Genomic DNA, 20,963 nt, shown 5'->3' with positions numbered 1-20,963 from the left:
GCGCGCGACAGCAAATTCCTATGCCCGCGTGGTCACAGGCCAGCACTCCGCGAGCGATGCTCCGGTCGCGGCGCTTCGAGATCGTCCGAGGAATCCGGTCAGGCAGCGAGAAGCTTCTCGACCTCGTTGACGAGATCGCGCAGATGGAAGGGCTTCGACAGCACCTTCGCGTCCTTCGGCGCCTTGGAATCGGGGTTGAGCGCGACGGCCGCGAATCCCGTGATGAACATGACCTTGATGTCGGGGTCGAGTTCGGTCGCCCGGCGAGCGAGTTCGATGCCGTCCATCTCGGGCATGACGATATCGGTCAGCAGCAGCTCGAACGGCTCCTCGCGCAGCCGGTTGTACGCCGAGAGCCCGTTGTCGAACGACAGGACGTCGTAGCCCGCGTTTTGCAGCGCCTTGGCCAGGAACCGGCGCATGTCGTTGTCGTCTTCCGCCAGCAGGATTTTCATCGGCCGGATCCGAGCCTTCGAGTCGAGAAGTTGATCCCATAAAGGGAGGCGATGGTAAACAAGGTGTTAGGATGGCAACCGCAGAATGAACCGCGATGCCCGAGGCGGCTGCCTGAGCCGCCAGCCATGGAGTGGACAGGCGGCCGATCGCGCACCACAGTGCGGGTCTGCCGCGCTCGCCCAACCGCCGGGGTGTCCACCAGCCGATGACTGCGCCTGAACCGGTCAAGCCAGACGCCTTCGGATTCGCCCCGGCCTTCGCGGTCGACGAACCCGCGGCGCACACCCTGCCCTTCGTCTTCAATACCGGCCATTCCGGAGCCGTCTACCCCCCGGACTTCATCGCCGCCTCCCGGCTCGACGCCCTCGCCCTCCGGCGCTCGGAGGACGCGCACGTCGATCGCCTGTTTGCCCCAGTGGTGACGCTGGGTGCGCCGCTCCTGCGAGCGAACTTCCCTCGCGCCTTCCTAGACGTCAATCGGGAGCCGTTCGAACTCGACCCGCGGATGTTCGAGGGGCGGCTGCCGCCCTTCGCCAACACCCGGTCGATGCGGGTCGCGGGCGGCTTGGGCACGGTCCCGCGCGTGGTCGCCGACGGGCAGGAGATCTACGCCCGACGCCTGCCGGTGGGTGAGGCCACGTCGCGCATCGACGGTCTCTACAAACCGTACCACCGCACGCTGCGCGGCCTCATCCAGCGCACGGTGCGGAGCCATGGTCACTGTGTCCTCATCGATTGCCATTCGATGCCGTCGACGAGCCTGGGCCGCGACACGGACAGTAAGGCCGATGTCGTGCTCGGAGACCGCTACGGCACCGCCTGCGCGCCGAGCCTGATCGACAGCGTCGAGGTGGCTTTCCGCGCACGAGGCTTTCGCGTCGTGCGCAACAAGCCGTACGCGGGCGGCTTCATCACGGAGCATTATGGAGAGCCGAATTTCGGCAGGCACGCGCTCCAGATCGAGGTCAATCGGGCGCTCTACATGAACGAGGTGAGCCTCGCGATCGCAGCCGGCTTTCCCAGCCTCGTCGCCGCGCTCGAGTCCATCATCGCGGAGGTGGCGGCCGACCTCGGCGATCTCACGCCGAGCCGGATGGCCGCGGAGTAGGCATCCGCTCGCCACGGCCGATATCGCGCCCGCAATCGAAACAAAAAAGGCCACTCCCGAAGGAGCGGCCCGAAGTCTAGGGAGGAAACGCCCAAGAAGGGCAGCGAGACCGCGACGCCATCGCGATCTCGCAACGCACAAATTAAAGTGCGGCGCACAAGATGCAAGGCCGAAATCGGCGTCTCGCCTGCGCGCCGTGCATACCTGATTCACGCCGGCCTATCGCGAGCGCCGTGCGCCCCCTCAGCCGTGAGACTTCAGGAGCTTGGCGATCTCGGCCTTCAAGGGTCCTGCCAGATCCTGCCGTTCCAGCGCATAGGCGAGGTTGGCGGTGAGGAAGCCGATCTTCGAACCAGTGTCATAAGTCCGGCCATCGAAGTGCATGCCGAAGAAATCCTGCTTCTCCATCAGGTCGATCATCGCGTCGGTGAGCTGGATCTCACCGCCTGCGCCCTTCTTCCCGTGTTCGAGGATCCCGAAGATTTCGGGCTGCAGGATGTAACGCCCGGAGATGATGAAGTTCGACGGCGCCGTGCCCTGTTTCGGCTTCTCGACCATTCCGGTGATCTGAAAGGATTGACCGTAGGTCTCACCGACGCTGACGATTCCGTACTGGTGCGTGTCCTCGGGTGCCACTTCCTCGACGGCGATGATGTTGCCGCCATGCCGCTCATAGGCCGACAGCATCTGCTGCATGCAGCCGCGGCTGAGCATGTCCGGGAGCAGCACCGCGAAGGGCTCGTCGCCGACGATCTCGCGGGCGCACCAGACCGCATGTCCGAGGCCGAGCGGAGCCTGCTGGCGGGTGAAGCTTGTCTGGCCGGCCTTGGGCAGATCCTTCTTGAGTTCTTCGTAGGCGGCCGTCTTGCCCCGTTCCTGCAGGGTGTGATCCAGCTCGAAGGCAATATCGAAATGATCCTCGATCACCGCTTTGCCGCGGCCTGTCACGAAGATGAAGTGTTCGATGCCGGCCTCCCGCGCCTCATCGACCACATGCTGGACAACCGGCCGGTCGACGACCGTGAGCATCTCCTTCGGGACCGCTTTAGTCGCGGGCAGGAAGCGCGTGCCAAGCCCCGCCACGGGCAGGACGGCCTTGCGGATGGGTTTCATCGGACGGTAACCCCGGCACTGGTTGAAACGACGTGGTCGACGATGCGGCGAGTGAGACAGGCTGAGGCCTGCCGCCGCAAGGCCTGTGCGCCGATACTATGAGGCAGAGTGCCGTAAATATACCGTCTGCGCACGTCTAAGTGGTTATTGTGGATGGCGACCTTCGGGAGGTGAGATGGCGGTTCTTGTGACGGGGGGCGCCGGCTACATCGGCAGCCACATGGTTCTGGCCCTGCTCGACGCGGGCCACGAGGAGGTCGTCGTCCTGGACGATCTCTCCACGGGTTTCGACTGGGCCGTTCCGGAAGGGGTCAAGCTCGTGGTCGGCGACGTGGCCGACCAAGCCCTCGTGACTCAGACGATCCTCCAGCACAGGATCGACGCCCTCGCCCACTTCGCCGCCAAGATCGTGGTGCCCGAGTCGGTCTCCGACCCGCTGGGCTACTATCTCGCCAACACCGTGAAGACCCGTTCGCTGATCGAGGCGTCGGTGCGAGCGGGTGTCAGGCACGTGATCTTCTCGTCGACGGCGGCCGTCTACGGAGAACCGGAGGTCGTTCCGGTGCCCGAGACGCTGCCGCTCGCGCCGATCAATCCCTACGGCCGCTCGAAGCTCATGAGCGAGTGGATGATCGCCGACGCCGCCGCCGCGCACGGGTTCTCGTACGTGATCCTGCGCTACTTCAATGTCGCGGGCGCAGATCCCAAGGGGCGTACCGGTCAGTCGACGCCGAACGCCACGCACCTGATCAAGGTCGCCACGCAGGCTGCCCTGGGGCAGCGCGCGCGGCTCGACGTGTACGGGACCGATTACCCGACCCCGGACGGTTCGTGCCTGCGCGACTACATCCAGGTGTCGGACCTCGCCGCGGCACACCGGGTCGCCCTCGACCATCTGCGCGCGGGCGGCGAGAGCCTCACGCTCAATTGCGGCTACGGACGCGGATACTCGGTGCTCGAAGTGATCGAGGTGGTGAAGCGGATCTCGGGGCGCGACTTCGAGGTCCGCCTCTGTCCCCGGCGCGCCGGGGACCCGGCCCGGATCGTGGCCGAGGCCGCGCTCATCCGAGAGCGGCTCGGCTGGACGCCCGAGCACGACGACCTCGACGCCATCGTCGCGCAGGCGCTCGCCTGGGAAGATCAGCTGGGCAAGCGCAACCGGATCTGATCGGATGCAATCCCGGAGAGCCGTCTGTGCCGCGGCGCTGTGCCTGGCCGTCGTCCCGGCCCATGCGGCGACGGGCGGATCCGGCGCGTTTCGCGGCTTCATCGAGTCGCTGCGCCCCGATGCCGCCGCGCGGGGCGTCTCTGCAGCGACGTTCGACGCGGCATTCCGGGGCGTCTCGGGGCCGGACGCCGCTGTGCTGGCGCGGATCCGCCGACAGAGCGAGTTCGTGCGGCCCGTGTGGGACTACCTCGTCGGCGCCGTCTCGGACGGTCGGATCGCGCGCGGGCGGGCGCGGGCCGCCGCCCTCGCGCCCACCCTGGCGGAGATCCGCAACCGCTACGGCGTTCCGGCGCCGGTCCTCCTCGCGCTCTGGGGCATCGAGTCCGATTTCGGCGCCAGCGCGGGCAGTGTTCCGACGGTCCGGGCTCTCGCGACCCTGGCCGAGGCGCGACACCGCGGCAGCCTGTTCCGCGACGAGCTCCTCGCCGCACTCACGATCCTCCAGCGCGGCGACGTCACGCCCGCGCGGATGAGCGGCAGTTGGGCCGGAGCGATGGGCCAGGTCCAGTTCCTGCCGTCCACGTACCTGGCGCACGCCGTCGACTTCGACGGCGACGGCCGCCGGGACATCTGGTCGAGCGACGCGGATTCGCTGGCCTCGATCGCCGCCTACCTCAAGGATCTCGGCTGGGATCCGGCGGTCTCGTGGGGCTACGAGGTAGCCCTGCCGGAAGGCTTCGACCTGTCGCGCTACGCGGCGGACATCGACGACTTCGCCAAGCGCGGGGTCCGACGGACGGACGGCAAGCCGCTCCCCGGGCACGGGCGCGCCAGCCTGTTCCTACCCGGCGGATCGGGGGCACCCGTCTTCCTGATCACCGACAACTTCGAGGTCATTCGCGGCTACAACACCTCGGATTCCTACGCGCTCGCGGTGGGCCACCTCGCGGACCGCCTCGATGGTGGTCCGCCTCTGGCCGCTCGCTGGCCTGCGGCGGGAGCCCGCCTCGACGGGCCCGGATTGCGGGAGCTTCAGTCCGCTCTCGCGGCCGGCGGCTTCTATGAAGGTCCGCAGGATGGCCGTGCCGGTCCCCGGCTGCGCGAGACGGTGCGACGCTACCAGATCAGCGCTGATCTGCCGGCCGACGGCTACGCCACGCCGGCTCTCCTGTCGCGGATCAAGGACCGTTCAGGGTCCCGGCCCTGACGGAAGACGGCATTTCGACCTGTCGACCGCTTCCCCTATAATACGTCCGCGCCGGACGGCCTCTGCCCGGCAAGAGAGTGCGGAATGCGCATGAGAGTCGCCGGTCGCCGTGCCTCGGGGCACCCGCCGCTGTTCGGGCTTGCGGCCATCCTGTGGATCGCCGGCTCGGCGCTGTCGGGCAGCCTCCCCGCGCAGGCGCAGTGGGGTGACGGCTACCAGCAGCCCGGCAACGGCAATTACTACGAGGCGCCCCCGCGTCGGCGACCGCGGGACGCCTACTATCGTGACGATGGATCCGCCGCGCGCCAGCCGCGCTACGCGCCCCAGCAGGAGGCGCCGCGCCAGTTCTACTGGCCCTGGGAGGACAGGCCACAGCCCGTCGCGCCTCAGCCGGAGCGGACCTATCGCGCCCCGCGTCAACGCATCCCGTACGGCGCCACCGAAGCCCAGCGCCCGCCGCCGGCGATCAAGCGCCGCGTCCGCCCGGCCCGCGCCCCGGCCGCCCCGAAGCCGGCCGTCGCCAAGAGCGAGCCGAGTGTCCAGATCGCGGTCTTCGGCGATTCCCTCGCCGACCACCTCGCGAAGGGCCTCGACGATGTGTTCGAGGACAATGCCGACGTCGCGGTCATCGACCGCGCGAAGGGGGATAGCGGCCTCGTCCGCAAGGACGTGGTGGATTGGCCGAAGGTGGCGCAGGACTATCTGCAGGCCAATCCGAAAGTGCGCTATGCCCTGGTGATGCTCGGTGCCAACGACCGTCAGCCGATCCGCGAGGGCGACGAGACGGCCGACCCGCTGACCGACCGGTGGCGCGCTATGTACCGGGCGCGGATCGAGGCGCTGATCAAGGTCTTCACCGACCGCAAGGTGCCGCTGATCTGGGTCGGCCTTCCGCCGATGCAGAGCGAGGGGCTCAGCCGCGATCTCGCGTCGATGAACGACATGATCCGCGACAGCGTCACGAAGGCCGGCGCAACCTACGTCGATATCTGGCCGGGCTTCGTCGACGATCGCGATCGCTACGCCGCCTCCGGCCCCGATCCGGAAGGTCAGATCGCGAAGCTCCGCACCGCGGACGGTGTCCACTTCACGAAGGCCGGCGACCGGAAATTGGCGCACTTCGCGGATGTCGAGCTGAAGCGCCTGATGGGCACGACGGCCCCTTCGGCCGACCAGCCGCCGGCAGCGACCGTGGCGCCCCTCGCCCCGCCCTCCGCTTCGGGGCCGAGCCTGGATGGCAGCGGCCAGCTCAACGACACCGCCGCCATCGACCGGCAGATCACCGCGATGCTGCCGAGCCTGCCCGAGCCGCCGGGCGTACCGGCGCTGCCGGTCAAGCCAGCGGCCGGCCCGGTCGTGCCCTTGAGCCGCACGGAAGTTTCACCCGGCGGCACGTTGCTGAGCGGACGGCCCCGGGACGCCGACAATCTGGGCACCACCGATCGGACGCTGCTGCGCGGAAACGCGCCGATGCCGCAGCCCGGGCGCGCCGACGATTTCCGCTGGCCGCCCGGCTGACGTCCGAAGGTCCGTCCTACCGCGGCAGGACGGTCGCGCCCATCAGCGCCTCGTCGATGGCGCGCGCGGCCTGTCGGCCTTCACGGATCGCCCAGACCACGAGCGACTGGCCGCGCCGCATATCGCCTGCCGCCCAGATCTTCGGATCGGAGGTGCGGTAATCCTCCTCGTTCGCCTCGACGTTGCCGCGCTTGCTCACGCCGATGCCGGACTGCTCGAGGAGGCCCTTCTGCACGGAGCCGGCGAAGCCGATCGCCATGAAGACGAGGTCGGCGGGCAGGACGAACTCGGAACCTGCGATCGGCTGGCGCTTGGCATCGACCCGGGCGCAGACGACGCCGGTGACGTGGCCCTTCTTGTTGCCTTCGACCCGCAAAGTGGCGGCCTGGAACTCGCGCTCCGCGCCCTCGGCCTGGCTGGAGGAGGTGCGCATCTTGGTCGGCCAATACGGCCACACCGTCAGCTTGTCCTCCCGCTCCGGGGGCCGCGGGCGGATGTCGAGCTGCGTCACCGACAGGGCGCCCTGCCGGAAGGCCGTGCCGACGCAGTCGGAGGCCGTGTCGCCGCCGCCGATCACCACGACGTTCTTGCCGCTGGCGAGAATCGGCAATTCGCCGTTGCCGCGCATCGGCTCGTTGTTCACGCGCCGGTTGGACTGGACGAGATAGGGCATGGCGTAGTGCACGCCTTCCAGGTCCTGCCCGGGCAGCTGCGGATTACGGGGATCCTCGGCACCGCCGCAGAACATCACGGCGTCGAACTCGGCCTTCAGCTCGTCGACGGGCTTCGTCACCCCGATGTTCTGGTTGTAGTGAAAGACGACGCCCTCGGCCTCCATCTGGCGCACGCGCCGCTCGATGTGGCGCTTCTCCATCTTGAAGTCGGGAATGCCGTAGCGGAGCAGGCCGCCGGCCTTCGGCTCGCGCTCGAAGACGTGGACATCGTGGCCCACGCGGGCGAGCTGCTGCGCCGCCGCCATGCCGGCCGGGCCCGAGCCGACGATCGCCACCCGCTTGCCGGTGCGCGTCGCGGACGGCTCGGGCTTGACCCAGCCCATGTTCCAGGCGCGGTCGGCGATGGCCTGCTCGATCGTCTTGATGGCGACCGGCTGGTTCTCCAGGTTCAGCGTGCAGGCTTCCTCGCAGGGCGCGGGGCAGATGCGGCCAGTGAATTCCGGAAAGTTGTTTGTCGAGTGCAGGTTGCGCGAGGCCTCTTCCCAATCCGATTGGAAAACGAGGTCGTTCCAGTCCGGGATCTGGTTGTGAACCGGACAGCCGGTCGGGCCGTGGCAGAACGGGATGCCGCAATCCATGCAGCGCGCGGCCTGCTTCGTGAGATCATGCTCGTCGAGCGGCAGCGTGAACTCGCGGAAATGCCGGACCCGGTCGGCGGCGAGCTGGTACTTCTGCTCCTGCCGGTCGAATTCGAGGAAGCCTGTGATCTTGCCCATTGGTCAGCCCCTGGGCCGGCCAGTCTCTGACTGCGCTGCCCGCGTCGTCTTGTATCGCGTGTGCGTGACCGGGCGGCAGACCGCCCGGTCCTGAAGGCCGGCTACTCCGCCGCGACCGGCATCCGCGCCATCTCCATCTCGCGCAGCGCCCGGCGGTACTCCACCGGCATCACCTTCACGAACTTGGTCCGATAGGCCGACCAGTCGTCGAGGATCGCCTTGGCGCGCGGGCTGCCCGTGTATTTCAGATGGTTCTTGATGAGTTGCGTCAGCCGCTCCTCGTCGTGGCCCGACATGTCGGCCAGGATGTCCACCCGCCCCTTGGTCTCGAGGTCGCCGTCCTGGTGGAAGCGGCGCATCAGGTCGTCCTCCTCCTCGACCGGCTCCAAATCGACCATCGACAGGTTGCAGCGCGCCGAGAACGAGCCGTCCTCGTCGAGCACGTAGGCGATTCCGCCCGACATGCCGGCCGCGAAGTTGCGCCCGGTGTCGCCGATCGACACGACGACGCCGCCGGTCATGTACTCGCAGCCGTGGTCGCCCATGCCCTCGACCACCGTGATGGCGCCGGAGTTGCGCACCGCGAAGCGCTCGCCCGCGGAGCCGCGGATGTAGCACTCGCCGGCGATCGCCCCGTACAGCACGGTGTTGCCGACCATGATGGTCCGATCCTGCGGCGACCTCAGCGCATCGCTCGGCCGGATGATCAGCTTGCCGCCCGACAGGCCCTTGCCGACGTAGTCGTTGCCGTGGCCCGTCAGCTCGATGGTGACGCCGGCCGCCACCCACGCTCCGAAGCTCTGGCCAGCGGTGCCGGCGAGCTTCACCACGATCGTGTCGTCGGGCAGGCCCTCGTGGCCGTGCGCCTTCGCCACCGCGCCGGAGAGCATGGCGCCCGCCGCCCGGTCCGAGTTCCGGATCGTGTCGGCGATGATCACCGGCTCGCCGGTCTCGATGGCGTGCTGCGCCTTCTCGATCAGGCGCCGGTCGAGGACCGTGTCGATCGGGTGGTGCTGCACATCGACGTGGCGGATCGCCGTGCCCTCGGCCACCTTCGGCCGGTGGAACAGCTTGGTGAAATCGAGCCCGCGCGCCTTCCAGTGGGCGATCGCCTCGACCTTGTCGAGCACGTCGGAGCGGCCGACCGCCTCCTCCAGCTTCGTGAAGCCGAGCGACGCCAGGATTTCCCGCACCTCCTCGGCCACGAAGAAGAAGTAGTTCACCACGTGCTCGGGCGTGCCCTTGAAGCGCTTGCGCAGCACCGGATCCTGGGTGGCGACACCCACCGGGCAGGTGTTCAGGTGGCACTTGCGCATCATGATGCAGCCGGCCGCGATCAGCGGGGCCGTGGAGAAGCCCATCTGGTCGGCGCCGAGCAGCGCCGCGATGATCACGTCCCGTCCGGTGCGGATGCCGCCATCGGCCTGGAGGGCCACGCGCCCGCGCAGGTTGTTGAGCACCAGCGTCTGCTGGGTCTCGGCCAGCCCGGTCTCCCAGGGTCCGCCCGCGTGCTTGAGCGAGGTCAGCGGCGCCGCACCGGTGCCGCCGTCGAAGCCCGAGATCGTGATGTGGTCGGCGCGCGCCTTGGCGACGCCGGCCGCGACCGTGCCGACGCCGACCTCGGAGACGAGCTTCACCGACACGTCCGCCGACGGGTTCACGTTCTTCAGGTCGAAGATCAGCTGGGCCAGATCCTCGATCGAGTAGATGTCGTGGTGCGGCGGCGGCGAAATCAGGCCGACGCCCGGGGTGGCGTAGCGGACCTTGGCGATCTTGGCGTCGACCTTGTGGCCGGGCAGCTGGCCGCCCTCGCCGGGCTTGGCGCCCTGCGCGACCTTGATCTGCATCATGTCGGAATTGACGAGATACTCGGTCGTGACGCCGAAGCGGCCGGACGCGACCTGCTTGATCGCGGACCGGCGCGAGCGCCCGTCCGGCAGCGGCTTGAACCGCTCGACCTCCTCGCCGCCCTCGCCCGAGTTCGACCGGCCGCCGAACGAGTTGAGCGCGATCGCGAGCGTCTCGTGCGCCTCCTTGGAGATGGAGCCGTACGACATCGCGCCCGTGGCGAAGCGCTTGACGATCTCGGAGGCCGGCTCGACCGAATCGAGCGGGACCGGCGCGCGGCCGAGCTCGGCGGCGGACTTGATCCGGAACAGGCCGCGCAGCGTCTTCAGCTGGTGCTCCTGCCGGTTCACCAGCTCGGCATATTCCCGGTAGCGCTCCGGCACGTTGAGGCGCACCGCGTGCTGCAGCGTCGCCACCGTGTCGGGCGTCCAGGTGTGGGTCTCGCCGCGCAGCCGGTACGCGTACTCGCCGCCGACATCGAGCGCGTTGCGGTAGACCGGCGCGTCGCCGAAGGCGTCGCGGTGACGGCGCGCGGTCTCCTCGGCGATCTCCGCCATGCCGACGCCCTCGATGGTCGTCGCCGTGCCGAAGAAATCGCGGCCCACGAAGGTCGAGTTCAGGCCGACCGCGTCGAAGATCTGGGCGCCGCAATAGGACTGGTAGGTGGAGATGCCCATCTTGGACATCACCTTGAGCAGGCCCTTATCGATCGCCTTGATGTAGCGGTAGATGATCTCGTCATCGGTGAGGTCCGGCGGGAACTCGTCCTTCATGGCGAGCAGCGTCTCGAAGGCGAGGTAGGGGTTCACCGCCTCGGCGCCGTAGCCGGCGAGGCACGCGAAGTGGTGCACCTCGCGCGGCTCGCCCGACTCGACCACGAGGCCGACCGATGTCCGGAGCCCCTTGCGGATCAGGTAATTGTGCACGGACGCCGTGGCGAGCAGCGCCGGGATCGGGATCCGGTCCGGCCCGACCGCCCGGTCGGTGAGCACGATGATGTTGTAGCCGCCGCGCACCGCCGCCTCGGCGCGGTCGCAGAGGCGGTCGAGCGCCCCGTCCATGGCCGCCGCGCCGGTCTCGGCCGGGTAGGTCATGTCGAGGGTCTTGGTGTCGAACCGGTCCTCGAAATGACCGATCGAGCGGATCTTCTCCAAGTCGGCATTGGTGAGGATCGGCTGGCGGACCTCGAGGCGCTTGCGCCGTGACGCGCCCTCCATGTCGAGCAGGTTCGGCCGCGGCCCGATGAACGAGACGAGGCTCATCACGGCCTCCTCGCGGATCGGGTCGATCGGCGGGTTCGTGACCTGCGCGAAGTTCTGCTTGAAGTAGGTGTAGAGCAGCTTCGACTTCTCGGAGAGGGCCGAGAGCGGCGTGTCCGTGCCCATCGAGCCGACCGCCTCCTGGCCGGTGACGGCCATGGGCTGCATCAGCAGCTTGAGGTCTTCCTGCGTGTAGCCGAACGCCTGCTGGCGATCGAGCAGGTCGACATCGCCGCGCGATTCCCGCGGCTGCACCGGGCGCAGGTCCTCCAGGACGATCTGGGTGTTCTTGACCCAGTCGGCGTAGGGGTGCGCGGCGGCGAGCTCGCCCTTGATCTCCTCGTCGGAAACGATGCGGCCCTTCTGCAGGTCGATCAGCAGCATGCGGCCCGGCTGGAGGCGCCAGGACTGTACGATCTTCTCGTCCGGGATCGGCAGGGTGCCCATCTCGGAGGCGAGCACGACGAGGCCGTCGTCCGTGACGATGTAGCGGGCCGGGCGCAGGCCGTTGCGGTCCAGCGTCGCGCCGATCTGGCGGCCGTCGGTGAACGCCACGGCGGCCGGGCCGTCCCACGGCTCCATCAGGGCGGCGTGATACTCGTAGAAGGCGCGCCGCTCCTCGCTCATCAGCGGGTTGCCGGCCCAGGCCTCCGGGATGAGCATCATCATCGCGTGGGCGAGCGGGTAGCCGCCCTGCACGAGGAACTCGAGGGCGTTGTCGAAGCAGGCGGTGTCCGACTGCCCCTCGTAGGAGATCGGCCACAACTTCGAGATGTCGTTGCCGAAGAGATCCGAATCGACGCTCGCCTGACGGGCCGCCATCCAGTTGACGTTGCCGCGCAGCGTGTTGATCTCCCCGTTATGGGCGACCATCCGGTACGGGTGCGACAGGCGCCAGGTCGGGAAGGTGTTGGTGGCGAAGCGCTGGTGGACGAGGGCGATCGCCGAGACGAAGCGCTCGTCCCTCAGGTCGAGGAAATAGTTCCCGAGCTGCGTGACCAGCACCATGCCCTTGTAGACGATGGTCCGGGTCGAGACCGAGACGGGATAGAACTCCTTCACCCGCGGGTCTTCGAGCCCGTAGACCTTGTTAGAGATCACCTTGCGGGCGACGTAGACCCGGCGCTCGAACGCGTCCTGGTCGGAGACCGACGCCGGACGGCCGATGAAGACCTGGCGGTGATGCGGCTCGGTCGCCTTCACGGCCTCGCCGAGATCCTCGGGATCCACCGGCACGTCGCGCCAGCCGAGGAGCGGCAGCCCCTCGGCAGCCAGGGACGATTCGACGATCTCCTGGATGATCGCCCGCGGCTCCTCGGCCTTCGGCATGAAGAACTGGCCGATGGCGTAGTCCCCGGCCGGCGGCAGCTCGAATCCGAGGCGCGAGCATTCCTCGGCGAAGAAGCCGTGCGGGATCTGCGTGAGGATACCGCAGCCGTCGCCCATCTTCGGGTCGGCGCCCACGGCGCCGCGATGGTCGAGATTCTCCAGGATCTTCAGACCCTGCTCGACGATGGCGTGGGTGCGGCGATCGTGCATGTCGGCGATGAACCCGACGCCGCACGCGTCGCGCTCCCGGGCCGGATCGTAGGCGCCCTGCGCTTTCGGCAAAGCGGGATCGCGCACGATGAGCGGCATCGCGCCGCCGCGGGGCGCGGCAGCCTGGACCGTGGAAGCAGCAAACTCGTCGGCGGGTCTGCGCTGTGACATGCTTCGTCTCGTCCTTCCCTCGATACCGTCCGCCGCCGCTGAACCCGCCAGCATGTTTCATGCCCACGGGTCGTCGGCGCCCCGCGCTCCGACCTCGTGTCGCAGGCCGTCCGGTCGGTCCCGCTCGGGACGCGTCCGCCGGCTTGCATTCGTCGAGGACCCGGACCGCTCCGGGAACGGTGCGCTGGCCTGCCCGTGTCCGTCTGCCGTATTTCTCGCCCGCGCGCGAGACGGCGACGGCCGGGATGCACGGCCGATGGGACAGTTGTGCTGTCCTAAGTCGCGAAATTGCCAGATCGCAATCCTTTCAGCAAGTGACTGCCGTCCACTGCGTCAAGGATGCTGCCGATCGCGGGCCAGCGCGGCTCCGCATCTTCCGCATTGTCGCCCGAATCTCACGGTCTACCCGACGGGCCGAGCACAAGCGGCATGCGGGGCAACGACCTCGCCGGCATGGTCGAGGTCCGGGTTCACCGGCCCGGACCATGCCGGAACCGGACACTCTGCCGGGTCTCCAGACCGAGAACGCACAAGAGTGACGATGACGAGCAGATCGACCGCGCGCCTCCGCACCACGATGACCCGCGCTCTCTGCGCCTCCGTCGTGGCAGGCGGCGCCCTTCTGGGTCTCGGCGGCCATGCCAGCGCGCAATTCGCCTTCGAAGAGGAGATCCTGCCGCCGCGCGTGGTCGCGTGGCGCCTCGCCGACCGCGGGTTCACCGGCCTGAGCCGTCCGCGCTTCGACGGGCGCGTCTACGTTGTCGACGCGGTCAACCCGGCCGGCATCCCGGTCCGCCTGCTCGTTGATCCCACGGGCGGCGCGATCATCGGCCGGCAGCGCGTCGGCGCCCCGGAGACCTACGCGCGGCTGGAACGCCCGGCGCCCGGCTTCGGCTGGACCGAGGATGACGCCGCGCCCCGTCGGGTCGTGCGGCCCTCGCCCTTCGACGAGCCGCCGGCCCTGAGGCTTCAGCGCAGGCCCGCCGGTGAAGCCCTGAGGCCGGAGCCGAATCCGGACGGCGTCAATCCCGACAGCGTCGGCCGGACCGCCCCTCCGCGCAAGGTCGCGCGCGCGGCGCCGGCGCGGCCGGCCGATCTGCGCCCGGCGCTCCGGAACAGCCCCGAGGTCCCCGCGCCGAAGGCCGTTCCCGCCGATTCGGGAAGAACGGACGCGAAGGCTGACACCAAGACGGGCGGCAAGCCGGAGACGCGGGACGCGTCGATCGAGAAGGCGCAGCCGGCGACGTCCCCGGCGCCCGCCGCGGAGAAGCCCGCAGAGAAGGTCGTGGCCGAAGCGCCCAAGCCGGACTCCAAGGATTGGAAGGATCCGCCCACGGACAAGAAGCCCGTGCGGGTCATCGGCGGGGCGACCATCGTCCCCGGTACCGTCGAGAAGGAACCGGGCGCCGCTCAGTAGCCCTACCCGGCGGTGATCAGCCGATCCGCGCCGGCGAAGACCGTGACGGTATCGGCCCGCGCGATGGCGCAGAGCGTCATGGCGTGGGCGCGGGCACGGTCCAGAGCCAGAGCCGTCGGCGCCGAGATCGCCACCACGATCGCGGCACCCAGACTTGCCGCCTTCTCGACCATCTCGAAGGAGCAGCGGCTGGTGATCACCAGGAAGCCGGCCCGCGTGTCGGCGCCGGACCGCATCAGTGCACCGATCAGCTTATCCAGCGCGTTGTGACGGCCGACATCCTCCCGGACGGCGACCAGTGTGCCGTCGAGCCGCGCCCAGGCGGCGGCGTGGACGGCCCGGGTCTCGGCTCCGAGCCGCTGGGCCTCGTCCAGGGCAGACAGGGCCCGGGCGATCGCCGAGACGGCGACCCGCACCTCCGAATCCATCCGCCGATCCGTGCGGGGCAGTTCCTTCAGGTCCTCGATACCGCAGACGCCGCACCCGGTGCGGCCGCTGATGGCGCGCTTGCGCGCGAGGTGCTCGCGAAGCCGTCCGGGCGCCAGCTCGATATGGAGGCGCAGCCCGTCGGCGACGGTCTCCACCCGCGTTTCGCGGATCTCCTCCGCAGCCTCGACGATGCCCTCCGTGAGGCTGAACCCGTAGGCGAAATCCTCGAGATCTGCGGGCGTGCACATCATCACGGCATGCGGCACGCTGCCGTACACGAGGTTGACCGGCACCTCCGCGGCGAGGGCTCGCGCATCCAGCCGCGGCTCGGATCCCGTATAGGCTACGACCTGCATGGGCACCCGCACCGAGGCAGGGGGCAGGTCCTGGGATGGGCTCTCCGGGGCGGTCGGCATTCAGCGCTCCAATGTGCGGAAGAACTCCTATCCGCCGCCAGGTCCGTCGGGCAATCGGGTCGAAAATTACCGAACCCTCGCGGTGCGAACACGCCACGAGGCGCGGGGAACTGTCGGGAAAGCGCCTCATGCGACGCTTGTGCGGTTGCACCTCGACGGCCCTTGTGGTCTGAAGCGCCGGTCGGATAATGCCGGGTGACACAACCGGTACTCCGTCACGTCGGTACGATCCCGCACGCGATCAAGACGGGACGGTCCGGCAGCCGCCAGACAGTTTTGGGGAGCCACGAGAGGCAGATGCGGACGGTGCGGACGATCAACCGGTCACTCTGGAGCCTCGCCGCTCTCGGCGCCTCGCTCTTTCCGTTAACAGGCGCGCAGGCCGCGGGTTTCGGCCAGCCGGTGCCATGGGAGATGAGCCGGCAGATCCCGGTCACCGAGAACGCGCGCGACATCCTCAGCTTCGAGGTCGGCCTGCACTGGCTGTCGCTGGCGATCTCGGTCTTCGTGCTGGGCCTGATCCTGTGGTGCATCTTCCGCTTCGGCGAGAAGCGGAACCCCACCCCCTCGCGCACCACCCACAACACCGCCATCGAGGTCGCCTGGACGATCGTGCCGGTGCTGATCCTCGTCGCGGTGGCGATCCCGTCCTTCCGCCTGCTGCGCACGCAGCTCTCGGACCCGAAGGCCGACATGATCGTCAAGGTCATCGGCCACGCGTGGTACTGGTCCTACGAGTACCCGCAGACCGAGGCGGGCGGCGGCTTCACCTTCGATGCCAACATCGACGAGGACAAGCAGCCCCGCCTGCTCCAGACCGACAACGAGATGGTCGTCCCGGTCGGCAAGATCGTGAAGATCCAGGTCACCGCCGCCGACGTGCTGCATTCCTGGGCCATGCCGGCCTTCGGCTTCAAGATCGACGCCGTGCCCGGCCGCCTGAACCAGATGTGGTTCAAGGCCGACAAGGAAGGCACCTTCCACGGCCAGTGCTCCGAGCTGTGCGGCCAGCGCCACGCCTACATGCCGATCGTGGTCCGCGTCGTGAGCGAGCAGGCCTACGCCGACTGGCTGAAGGAGGCGAAGACCAAGTACGCCCGCATCGACAACGGCACGAGCTTCGCCGAGGCGCGCTGAGCCCCGGCTGACCGAACAGAACCCATCCGACTCACAAGGCACCCGAATCCATGGCTACAGCCGCAGCCCATGCCGAGGCCCACGAGGTCCACGACCACAAGCCGTCGTTCTTCGCCCGCTGGTTCCTGTCGACGAACCACAAGGACATCGGCACCCTCTATCTGCTCTTCGCCTTCTGCGCCGGCATGATCGGCGCCTTCCTCTCCTTCGGTATCCGGATGGAGATGGAGCAGCCGGGCCTGCAGTACTTCTCGAACCCCGCGACCTACAACGTGTTCGTCACGGGCCACGGCCTCATCATGGTGTTCTTCATGGTGATGCCGGCGCTGATCGGCGGCTTCGGCAACTGGTTCGTGCCCCTCATGATCGGCGCGCCCGACATGGCGTTCCCGCGCATGAACAACATCTCGTTCTGGCTGACGGTGGCGGGCTTCTGCTCCCTGCTGTGCTCGCTGTTCGTCGAAGGCGCCCCCGGCGCGTCCGGCGCCGGCACCGGCTGGACCGTCTACCCGCCGCTCTCGACCGCCGGCCATCCCGGCCCGGCCGTCGACTTCGCGATCTTCGCCCTGCACCTCTCGGGCGCGGGCTCGATCCTCGGCGCCATCAACTTCATCACCACCATCCTGAACATGCGCGCCCCCGGCATGACGCTGCACAAGATGCCGCTCTTCGCCTGGGCCGAGCTTGTGACCGCGTTCCTGCTGCTCCTGTCGCTGCCGGTGCTCGCGGGTGCCATCACGATGCTGCTAACCGACCGTAATTTCGGCACCACCTTCTTCGACCCGGCCGGCGGCGGTGACCCGATCCTGTACCAGCACCTGTTCTGGTTCTTCGGTCACCCCGAAGTGTACATCATGATCCTGCCGGCCTTCGGCATCGTGTCGCACATCATCGCCACGTTCTCGCGCAAGCCGGTCTTCGGCTACCTCGCGATGGCCTACGCCATGGTGGCGATCGGCGTGGTCGGCTTCGTCGTGTGGGCCCACCACATGTACACGGTCGGCCTGTCGCTCCAGACGCAGTCCTACTTCGTGTTCGCCACCATGGTGATCGCGGTCCCGACCGGCGTGAAGATCTTCTCGTGGATCGCCACGATGTGGGGCGGCTCGATCCGCTTCACCGCCGCGATGCACTGGGCGGTGGGCTTCATCTTCCTGTTCACCGTCGGCGGCGTCACCGGCGTCGTCCTCGCCAACTCGGCGGTCGATAAGTACCTGCACGACACCTACTACGTCGTGGCGCACTTCCACTACGTCCTGTCCCTGGGTGCCGTGTTCATCATCTTCGCCGGTGTCTACTACTGGTTCCCGAAGATGACCGGCCACATCATCCCGGAATGGGCCGGCAAGCTGCACTTCTGGCTGGCCTTCATCGGCGCGAACGTCCTGTTCTTCCCGATGCACTTCCTGGGGCTCGCCGGCATGCCGCGCCGCTACGCCGACTACCCGGACGCCTTCGCCCAGTGGCACAAGGTCTCGACCTATGGTGGCCACATCTTCGGCCTCGGCATGTTCGTGTTCGTGATCGGCGTGGTCCTGGCCTTCCGCTCCAAGGAGCGGGCCGCCGACAACCCGTGGGGCGAAGGCGCCACCACCCTCGAGTGGACGCTTCCCTCCCCGCCGCCCTTCCACCAGTTCGAGACGCTGCCCCGCATCGTCGACGAGCCGGGCGTGCACTGATACAAACCCCGCGAGGGCCGCATCGGCGGCCCTCGCCCTTCCCCGGAGGCCACTCGTTGGCCTCCCGGCAAGGGCGAGCGTTGAGGGCGATCCGCACGGGCCCGGGGAGATCCTGGGCCCCGCTCACGCCGTCTCTTGGAACATTTCGAATTCGAGACTCGACCCGGCCGTGACGCGCGTGGCCGGGCGCCGACACAGCAGCAGCAGACGCGATGACGAGCCTGACGAACAGCATCGGCCGGGACGGTCCGGCCCCGGCCCTCACGGCGGCAGGCGGAGACGTTCCCGACTACTTCGCCCTGCTGAAGCCGCGGGTGATGGTCCTCGTGATCTTCACGGCGCTGGTCGGGATGGTGGTCTCGCAGGGCCATGTCCAACCGGCGATCGGCGCGATCTCGCTCCTCGCCATCGCGGTCGGTGCCGGGGCGTCCGGCTGCCTCAACATGTGGTGGGACGCCGACATCGACGCGGTCATGAGCCGGACCGCGACCCGGCCAATCCCGTCGGGCCGGATCACCTCCGAGGAGGCGCTGGGTTTCGGGCTGTTCCTCTCGGTCGCCTCGGTGGTGGTGCTGGGGCTCGCCGCCAACCTCCTGGCTGCCGCGCTCCTCGCCTTCACCATCGTGTTCTACGCGGTGGTCTACTCGATGTGGCTGAAGCGGGCGACCGCGCAGAACATCGTCATCGGCGGCGCCGCCGGGGCCCTGCCGCCGGTCATCGGTCAGGCCGTCGTGACCGGATCCATCGGCGTCGAGTCGCTGATTCTGTTCGCGATCATCTTCATCTGGACGCCGCCACATTTCTGGGCGCTCGCCCTGATCAAGGCCGACGAGTACGCCCGGGCCGGTATCCCGATGATGCCAAACGTCGCCGGGCCGTCCTCTACCCGCCGCCAGATCGTATGGTACTCGCTGCTCCTCGCGCCGCTCGGGCTCGTGCCCGTGGCGCTCGGTTTCGGCGGCCTGATCTACGCGGTGATCGGCGTCGTCGGTGGCCTCGGCATGGTCGCCTTCAGCATCCGCGTCCTCCGGAACCGCGAAGGCGAGGCCGAGAAGAAGGCCGCCATGGGGATGTTCGGCTTCTCGATCCTCTACCTGTTCGCGCTGTTCTCGGCGCTGCTGGCGGAGCAGAGTTTCGGCCTGTTCCGTCCGGTCATGGGCTGACGCGATGGCGGATAACGAGGTCCAGTACCGTCCGCTCACGCCCGCGGAAGAGGCGCGCCGCCGCAAGCGGTCGATCGCCATCGCGCTGGCGCTCGGCGCCTGGGTCCTGCTGTTCTTCGTGCTGACGATCGTCAAGCTCGGGCCGCAGATCCTCAGCCGGCCGTTGTGAGGAGACCGCGATGACCGCTCCCCGTGCCAACCTCGGACGCGGCGCCATGCGGACCGCCTTCGCCTGCGGGGGCCTCGCCGTCGGCATGGTCGGGCTCGCCTTCGCGTCGGTCCCGCTCTACGACGCGTTCTGCAAGGCGACCGGCTACGACGGGACCCCCCGCCAGGGCCCCGCCCTCGCGGCGTCCGCGGCGCGCAGCGACGACAGCATGGTCGTTCATTTCGACACGAACGTCGCTCCGGGCCTGTCCTGGAAGTTCGCGCCGGAGGCGAACCGCGTCGAAGCGAAGCTCGGTGAGACCAAGACCGTGTTCTTCCGGGTGCAGAACACCGGCACGAAGCCGTCGACGGGCGTAGCGACCTTCAACGTCCAGCCCGGCCTCATGGGCGGTTACTTCGTCAAGATCGCCTGCTTCTGCTTCAACGAGCAGACGCTGCAGCCCGGCGAGACTCTGGACGTGCCCGTGGTGTTCTATGTCGATCCGGCGGTCCGGGACGATTCGAACACTGCGCATCTCTCGGAGATGACCCTGTCCTACACCTACTTCGCCGCCAAGAACGGCCAGCCGGTGACGGGACCTGTGGCGAATTCGGCGTCTTCGGGCACGAAGGGCGATTTGTGATCGCGGGACCGTGACAACACGGGGCCGCAGCGACTAAAGGTGCCGACAAGCTTGGGCGTGGTCCGTGCCGCGCCCGGCCAACAGCAAGCAGCGTAAGGCCGTAAGCCGGGAACGGCGCAGGGCGCGAGGGTGAGGAGCGACGGGACGATGGCCGAGGCGCACGCCAAGAATCACGACTTTCACATCCTGAACCCGAGTCCATGGCCGCTGATCGGCGCCTTCTCGGGCTTCCTGATGGCGTTCGGCGCCGTCTTCTGGATGAAGAGCCTCCAGATCGGCACACTATCCCCGGGCCCCTATATCTTCGGCGCCGGCACGATCGGCGTCCTCTACACCATGTTCTCGTGGTGGAAGGACGTGGCGCACGAGGCCAATTCCGGCGACCACACCCGGGTCGTCCAGCTCCATCACCGCTACGGCATGATGATGTTCATCGCCTCCGAGGTGATGTTCTTCGTCGCGTGGTTCTGGGCCTACTTCGAGGCCGCCCTCTACACCGCCGACCCGATCCAGGTCTCGCGCGTGGAGTTCACCGGCGGCGTCTGGCCGCCCAAGGGCATCGAGGCGTTCGATCCCTGGCACCTGCCCCTTCTGAACACCCTGATCCTGCTGACCTCGGGCACCACGGTGACCTGGGCGCACCACGCGCTGCTGGAGGGCGACCGCAAGGGCCTGAAGTACGGCCTGTGGCTGACCATCATCCTCGGCGTGCTGTTCACCGCCTGCCAAGCCTACGAGTACAGCCACGCCGAGTTCGGCTTCTCGGGCAGCATCTACTCGTCGACCTTCTTCATGGCGACGGGCTTCCACGGCGCCCACGTGATCATCGGCACGATCTTCCTCGCGGTCTGCCTGTTCCGGGCCTATGCCGGCCAGTTCACGCCGCGCCAGCACCTCGGCTTCGAGTTCGCCGCCTGGTACTGGCACTTCGTCGATGTCGTGTGGCTGTTCCTGTTCGCCGCCATCTACGTGTGGGGCTCGGGCGTCTTCCACGGCGGCGGCGCCCACTGAGGCCGATCCATCCCGCCAGCGCATGGCGGCTGTGCGAAGGGCGGCTCCGGCCGCCCTTTTTCGTGCCGACCCGACCAAATCCC

16 protein-coding genes are annotated in these 20,963 nt (G+C 68.3%); 11 read left to right on the top strand and 5 right to left on the bottom strand.

Features of this window, described 5'->3' with window-relative positions:
- Positions 1-98: 98 nt before the first annotated feature.
- Positions 99-455, bottom strand: coding sequence for a cell cycle two-component system response regulator CpdR (gene cpdR / locus ACLBX9_RS16140; protein ID WP_003603128.1), 357 nt, complete (start codon positions 453-455; stop codon positions 99-101).
- 206 nt (positions 456-661) lie between these two features.
- Here cpdR and ACLBX9_RS16135 point away from each other — a divergent pair, with 206 nt between their 5' ends.
- Positions 662-1,564, top strand: coding sequence for an N-formylglutamate amidohydrolase (locus ACLBX9_RS16135; RefSeq protein WP_010681858.1), 903 nt, complete (start codon positions 662-664; stop codon positions 1,562-1,564).
- Positions 1,565-1,807: 243 nt separating this feature from the next.
- On the opposite strand, the gene galU is transcribed toward ACLBX9_RS16135, so the two are convergent.
- On the bottom strand, positions 1,808-2,677 hold the full coding sequence (galU, locus tag ACLBX9_RS16130) for a UTP--glucose-1-phosphate uridylyltransferase GalU (RefSeq protein WP_010681857.1): 870 nt from the start codon (positions 2,675-2,677) through the stop codon (positions 1,808-1,810).
- Positions 2,678-2,852: 175 nt separating this feature from the next.
- Here galU and galE point away from each other — a divergent pair, with 175 nt between their 5' ends.
- The 3 genes from galE to ACLBX9_RS16115 all read left to right on the top strand — a co-directional run bounded on the left by galE (position 2,853) and on the right by ACLBX9_RS16115 (position 6,570).
- The gene (gene galE / locus ACLBX9_RS16125) at positions 2,853-3,845 is read left to right on the top strand and encodes a UDP-glucose 4-epimerase GalE (RefSeq protein WP_447719649.1); all 993 of its coding nucleotides are present in this window, start codon (positions 2,853-2,855) and stop codon (positions 3,843-3,845) included.
- A 4-nt stretch (positions 3,846-3,849) separates the two neighbouring features.
- The gene (locus ACLBX9_RS16120) at positions 3,850-5,052 is read left to right on the top strand and encodes a lytic murein transglycosylase (RefSeq protein WP_447719648.1); all 1,203 of its coding nucleotides are present in this window, start codon (positions 3,850-3,852) and stop codon (positions 5,050-5,052) included.
- A gap of 84 nt (positions 5,053-5,136) precedes the next feature.
- Entirely contained in the window at positions 5,137-6,570 is a 1,434-nt protein-coding gene (locus tag ACLBX9_RS16115; protein ID WP_447719647.1) for an SGNH/GDSL hydrolase family protein, read from the top strand.
- Between the two features lie 16 nt (positions 6,571-6,586).
- On the opposite strand, the gene ACLBX9_RS16110 is transcribed toward ACLBX9_RS16115, so the two are convergent.
- Together ACLBX9_RS16110 and gltB are read right to left on the bottom strand one after the other, a co-directional pair.
- A complete protein-coding gene (locus tag ACLBX9_RS16110; protein ID WP_010681853.1) occupies positions 6,587-8,020 on the bottom strand; it encodes a glutamate synthase subunit beta in 1,434 nt (477 codons plus the stop codon).
- 101 nt (positions 8,021-8,121) lie between these two features.
- Positions 8,122-12,837, bottom strand: a complete 4,716-nt coding sequence (gltB, locus tag ACLBX9_RS16105; protein ID WP_447719646.1) for a glutamate synthase large subunit — start codon at positions 12,835-12,837, stop codon at positions 8,122-8,124.
- Between the two features lie 541 nt (positions 12,838-13,378).
- Here gltB and ACLBX9_RS16100 point away from each other — a divergent pair.
- Entirely contained in the window at positions 13,379-14,254 is an 876-nt protein-coding gene (locus ACLBX9_RS16100; RefSeq protein ID WP_447719645.1) for a hypothetical protein, read from the top strand.
- Between the two features lie 2 nt (positions 14,255-14,256).
- On the opposite strand, the gene fdhD is transcribed toward ACLBX9_RS16100, so the two are convergent.
- Positions 14,257-15,099, bottom strand: coding sequence for a formate dehydrogenase accessory sulfurtransferase FdhD (gene fdhD, locus ACLBX9_RS16095; protein ID WP_447719644.1), 843 nt, complete (start codon positions 15,097-15,099; stop codon positions 14,257-14,259).
- 297 nt (positions 15,100-15,396) lie between these two features.
- On the opposite strand from fdhD, the gene coxB reads away from it, so the two are divergent.
- The 6 genes from coxB to ACLBX9_RS16065 all read left to right on the top strand — a co-directional run bounded on the left by coxB (position 15,397) and on the right by ACLBX9_RS16065 (position 20,880).
- Positions 15,397-16,236, top strand: coding sequence for a cytochrome c oxidase subunit II (gene coxB / locus ACLBX9_RS16090; protein ID WP_010681849.1), 840 nt, complete (start codon positions 15,397-15,399; stop codon positions 16,234-16,236).
- 50 nt (positions 16,237-16,286) lie between these two features.
- The gene (ctaD, locus tag ACLBX9_RS16085; RefSeq protein WP_010681848.1) at positions 16,287-17,915 is read left to right on the top strand and encodes a cytochrome c oxidase subunit I; all 1,629 of its coding nucleotides are present in this window, start codon (positions 16,287-16,289) and stop codon (positions 17,913-17,915) included.
- Between the two features lie 212 nt (positions 17,916-18,127).
- The gene (locus ACLBX9_RS16080; RefSeq protein WP_010681847.1) at positions 18,128-19,078 is read left to right on the top strand and encodes a heme o synthase; all 951 of its coding nucleotides are present in this window, start codon (positions 18,128-18,130) and stop codon (positions 19,076-19,078) included.
- Positions 19,079-19,082: 4 nt separating this feature from the next.
- Complete coding sequence (locus tag ACLBX9_RS16075; protein WP_010681846.1) at positions 19,083-19,247, top strand: hypothetical protein; 165 nt, start codon at positions 19,083-19,085, stop codon at positions 19,245-19,247.
- Between the two features lie 10 nt (positions 19,248-19,257).
- The gene (locus ACLBX9_RS16070; RefSeq protein ID WP_447719643.1) at positions 19,258-19,869 is read left to right on the top strand and encodes a cytochrome c oxidase assembly protein; all 612 of its coding nucleotides are present in this window, start codon (positions 19,258-19,260) and stop codon (positions 19,867-19,869) included.
- Positions 19,870-20,016: 147 nt separating this feature from the next.
- Positions 20,017-20,880 carry a cytochrome c oxidase subunit 3 gene (locus ACLBX9_RS16065; RefSeq protein ID WP_010681844.1) on the top strand — a complete coding sequence of 288 codons (864 nt, stop codon included), beginning with the start codon at positions 20,017-20,019 and terminating at the stop codon, positions 20,878-20,880.
- Positions 20,881-20,963: the final 83 nt, after the last annotated feature.

This window comes from Methylobacterium sp. A49B, from assembly GCF_053346215.1.
Note: the sequence above shows the minus strand (reverse complement) of the source record. Positions and strands in the feature narration are given on the sequence as shown.

Bases quoted from the DNA above. Each gene is read 5' to 3' on its own strand.
- ACLBX9_RS16110 (WP_010681853.1), bottom strand. From the start codon at position 8,020: ATGGGCAAGATCACAGGCTTCCTCGAATTCGACCGGCAGGAGCAGAAG.
- ACLBX9_RS16115 (WP_447719647.1), top strand. From the start codon at position 5,137: ATGCGCATGAGAGTCGCCGGTCGCCGTGCCTCGGGGCACCCGCCGCTG.
- ACLBX9_RS16135 (WP_010681858.1), top strand. From the start codon at position 662: ATGACTGCGCCTGAACCGGTCAAGCCAGACGCCTTCGGATTCGCCCCG.
- ACLBX9_RS16065 (WP_010681844.1), top strand. From the start codon at position 20,017: ATGGCCGAGGCGCACGCCAAGAATCACGACTTTCACATCCTGAACCCG.
- ACLBX9_RS16075 (WP_010681846.1), top strand. From the start codon at position 19,083: ATGGCGGATAACGAGGTCCAGTACCGTCCGCTCACGCCCGCGGAAGAG.
- ACLBX9_RS16120 (WP_447719648.1), top strand. From the start codon at position 3,850: ATGCAATCCCGGAGAGCCGTCTGTGCCGCGGCGCTGTGCCTGGCCGTC.
- cpdR (WP_003603128.1), bottom strand. From the start codon at position 455: ATGAAAATCCTGCTGGCGGAAGACGACAACGACATGCGCCGGTTCCTG.
- coxB (WP_010681849.1), top strand. From the start codon at position 15,397: ATGCGGACGGTGCGGACGATCAACCGGTCACTCTGGAGCCTCGCCGCT.
- gltB (WP_447719646.1), bottom strand. From the start codon at position 12,837: ATGTCACAGCGCAGACCCGCCGACGAGTTTGCTGCTTCCACGGTCCAG.
- ACLBX9_RS16100 (WP_447719645.1), top strand. From the start codon at position 13,379: ATGACGAGCAGATCGACCGCGCGCCTCCGCACCACGATGACCCGCGCT.
- ctaD (WP_010681848.1), top strand. From the start codon at position 16,287: ATGGCTACAGCCGCAGCCCATGCCGAGGCCCACGAGGTCCACGACCAC.
- ACLBX9_RS16070 (WP_447719643.1), top strand. From the start codon at position 19,258: ATGACCGCTCCCCGTGCCAACCTCGGACGCGGCGCCATGCGGACCGCC.
- ACLBX9_RS16080 (WP_010681847.1), top strand. From the start codon at position 18,128: ATGACGAGCCTGACGAACAGCATCGGCCGGGACGGTCCGGCCCCGGCC.
- fdhD (WP_447719644.1), bottom strand. From the start codon at position 15,099: ATGCCGACCGCCCCGGAGAGCCCATCCCAGGACCTGCCCCCTGCCTCG.
- galE (WP_447719649.1), top strand. From the start codon at position 2,853: ATGGCGGTTCTTGTGACGGGGGGCGCCGGCTACATCGGCAGCCACATG.
- galU (WP_010681857.1), bottom strand. From the start codon at position 2,677: ATGAAACCCATCCGCAAGGCCGTCCTGCCCGTGGCGGGGCTTGGCACG.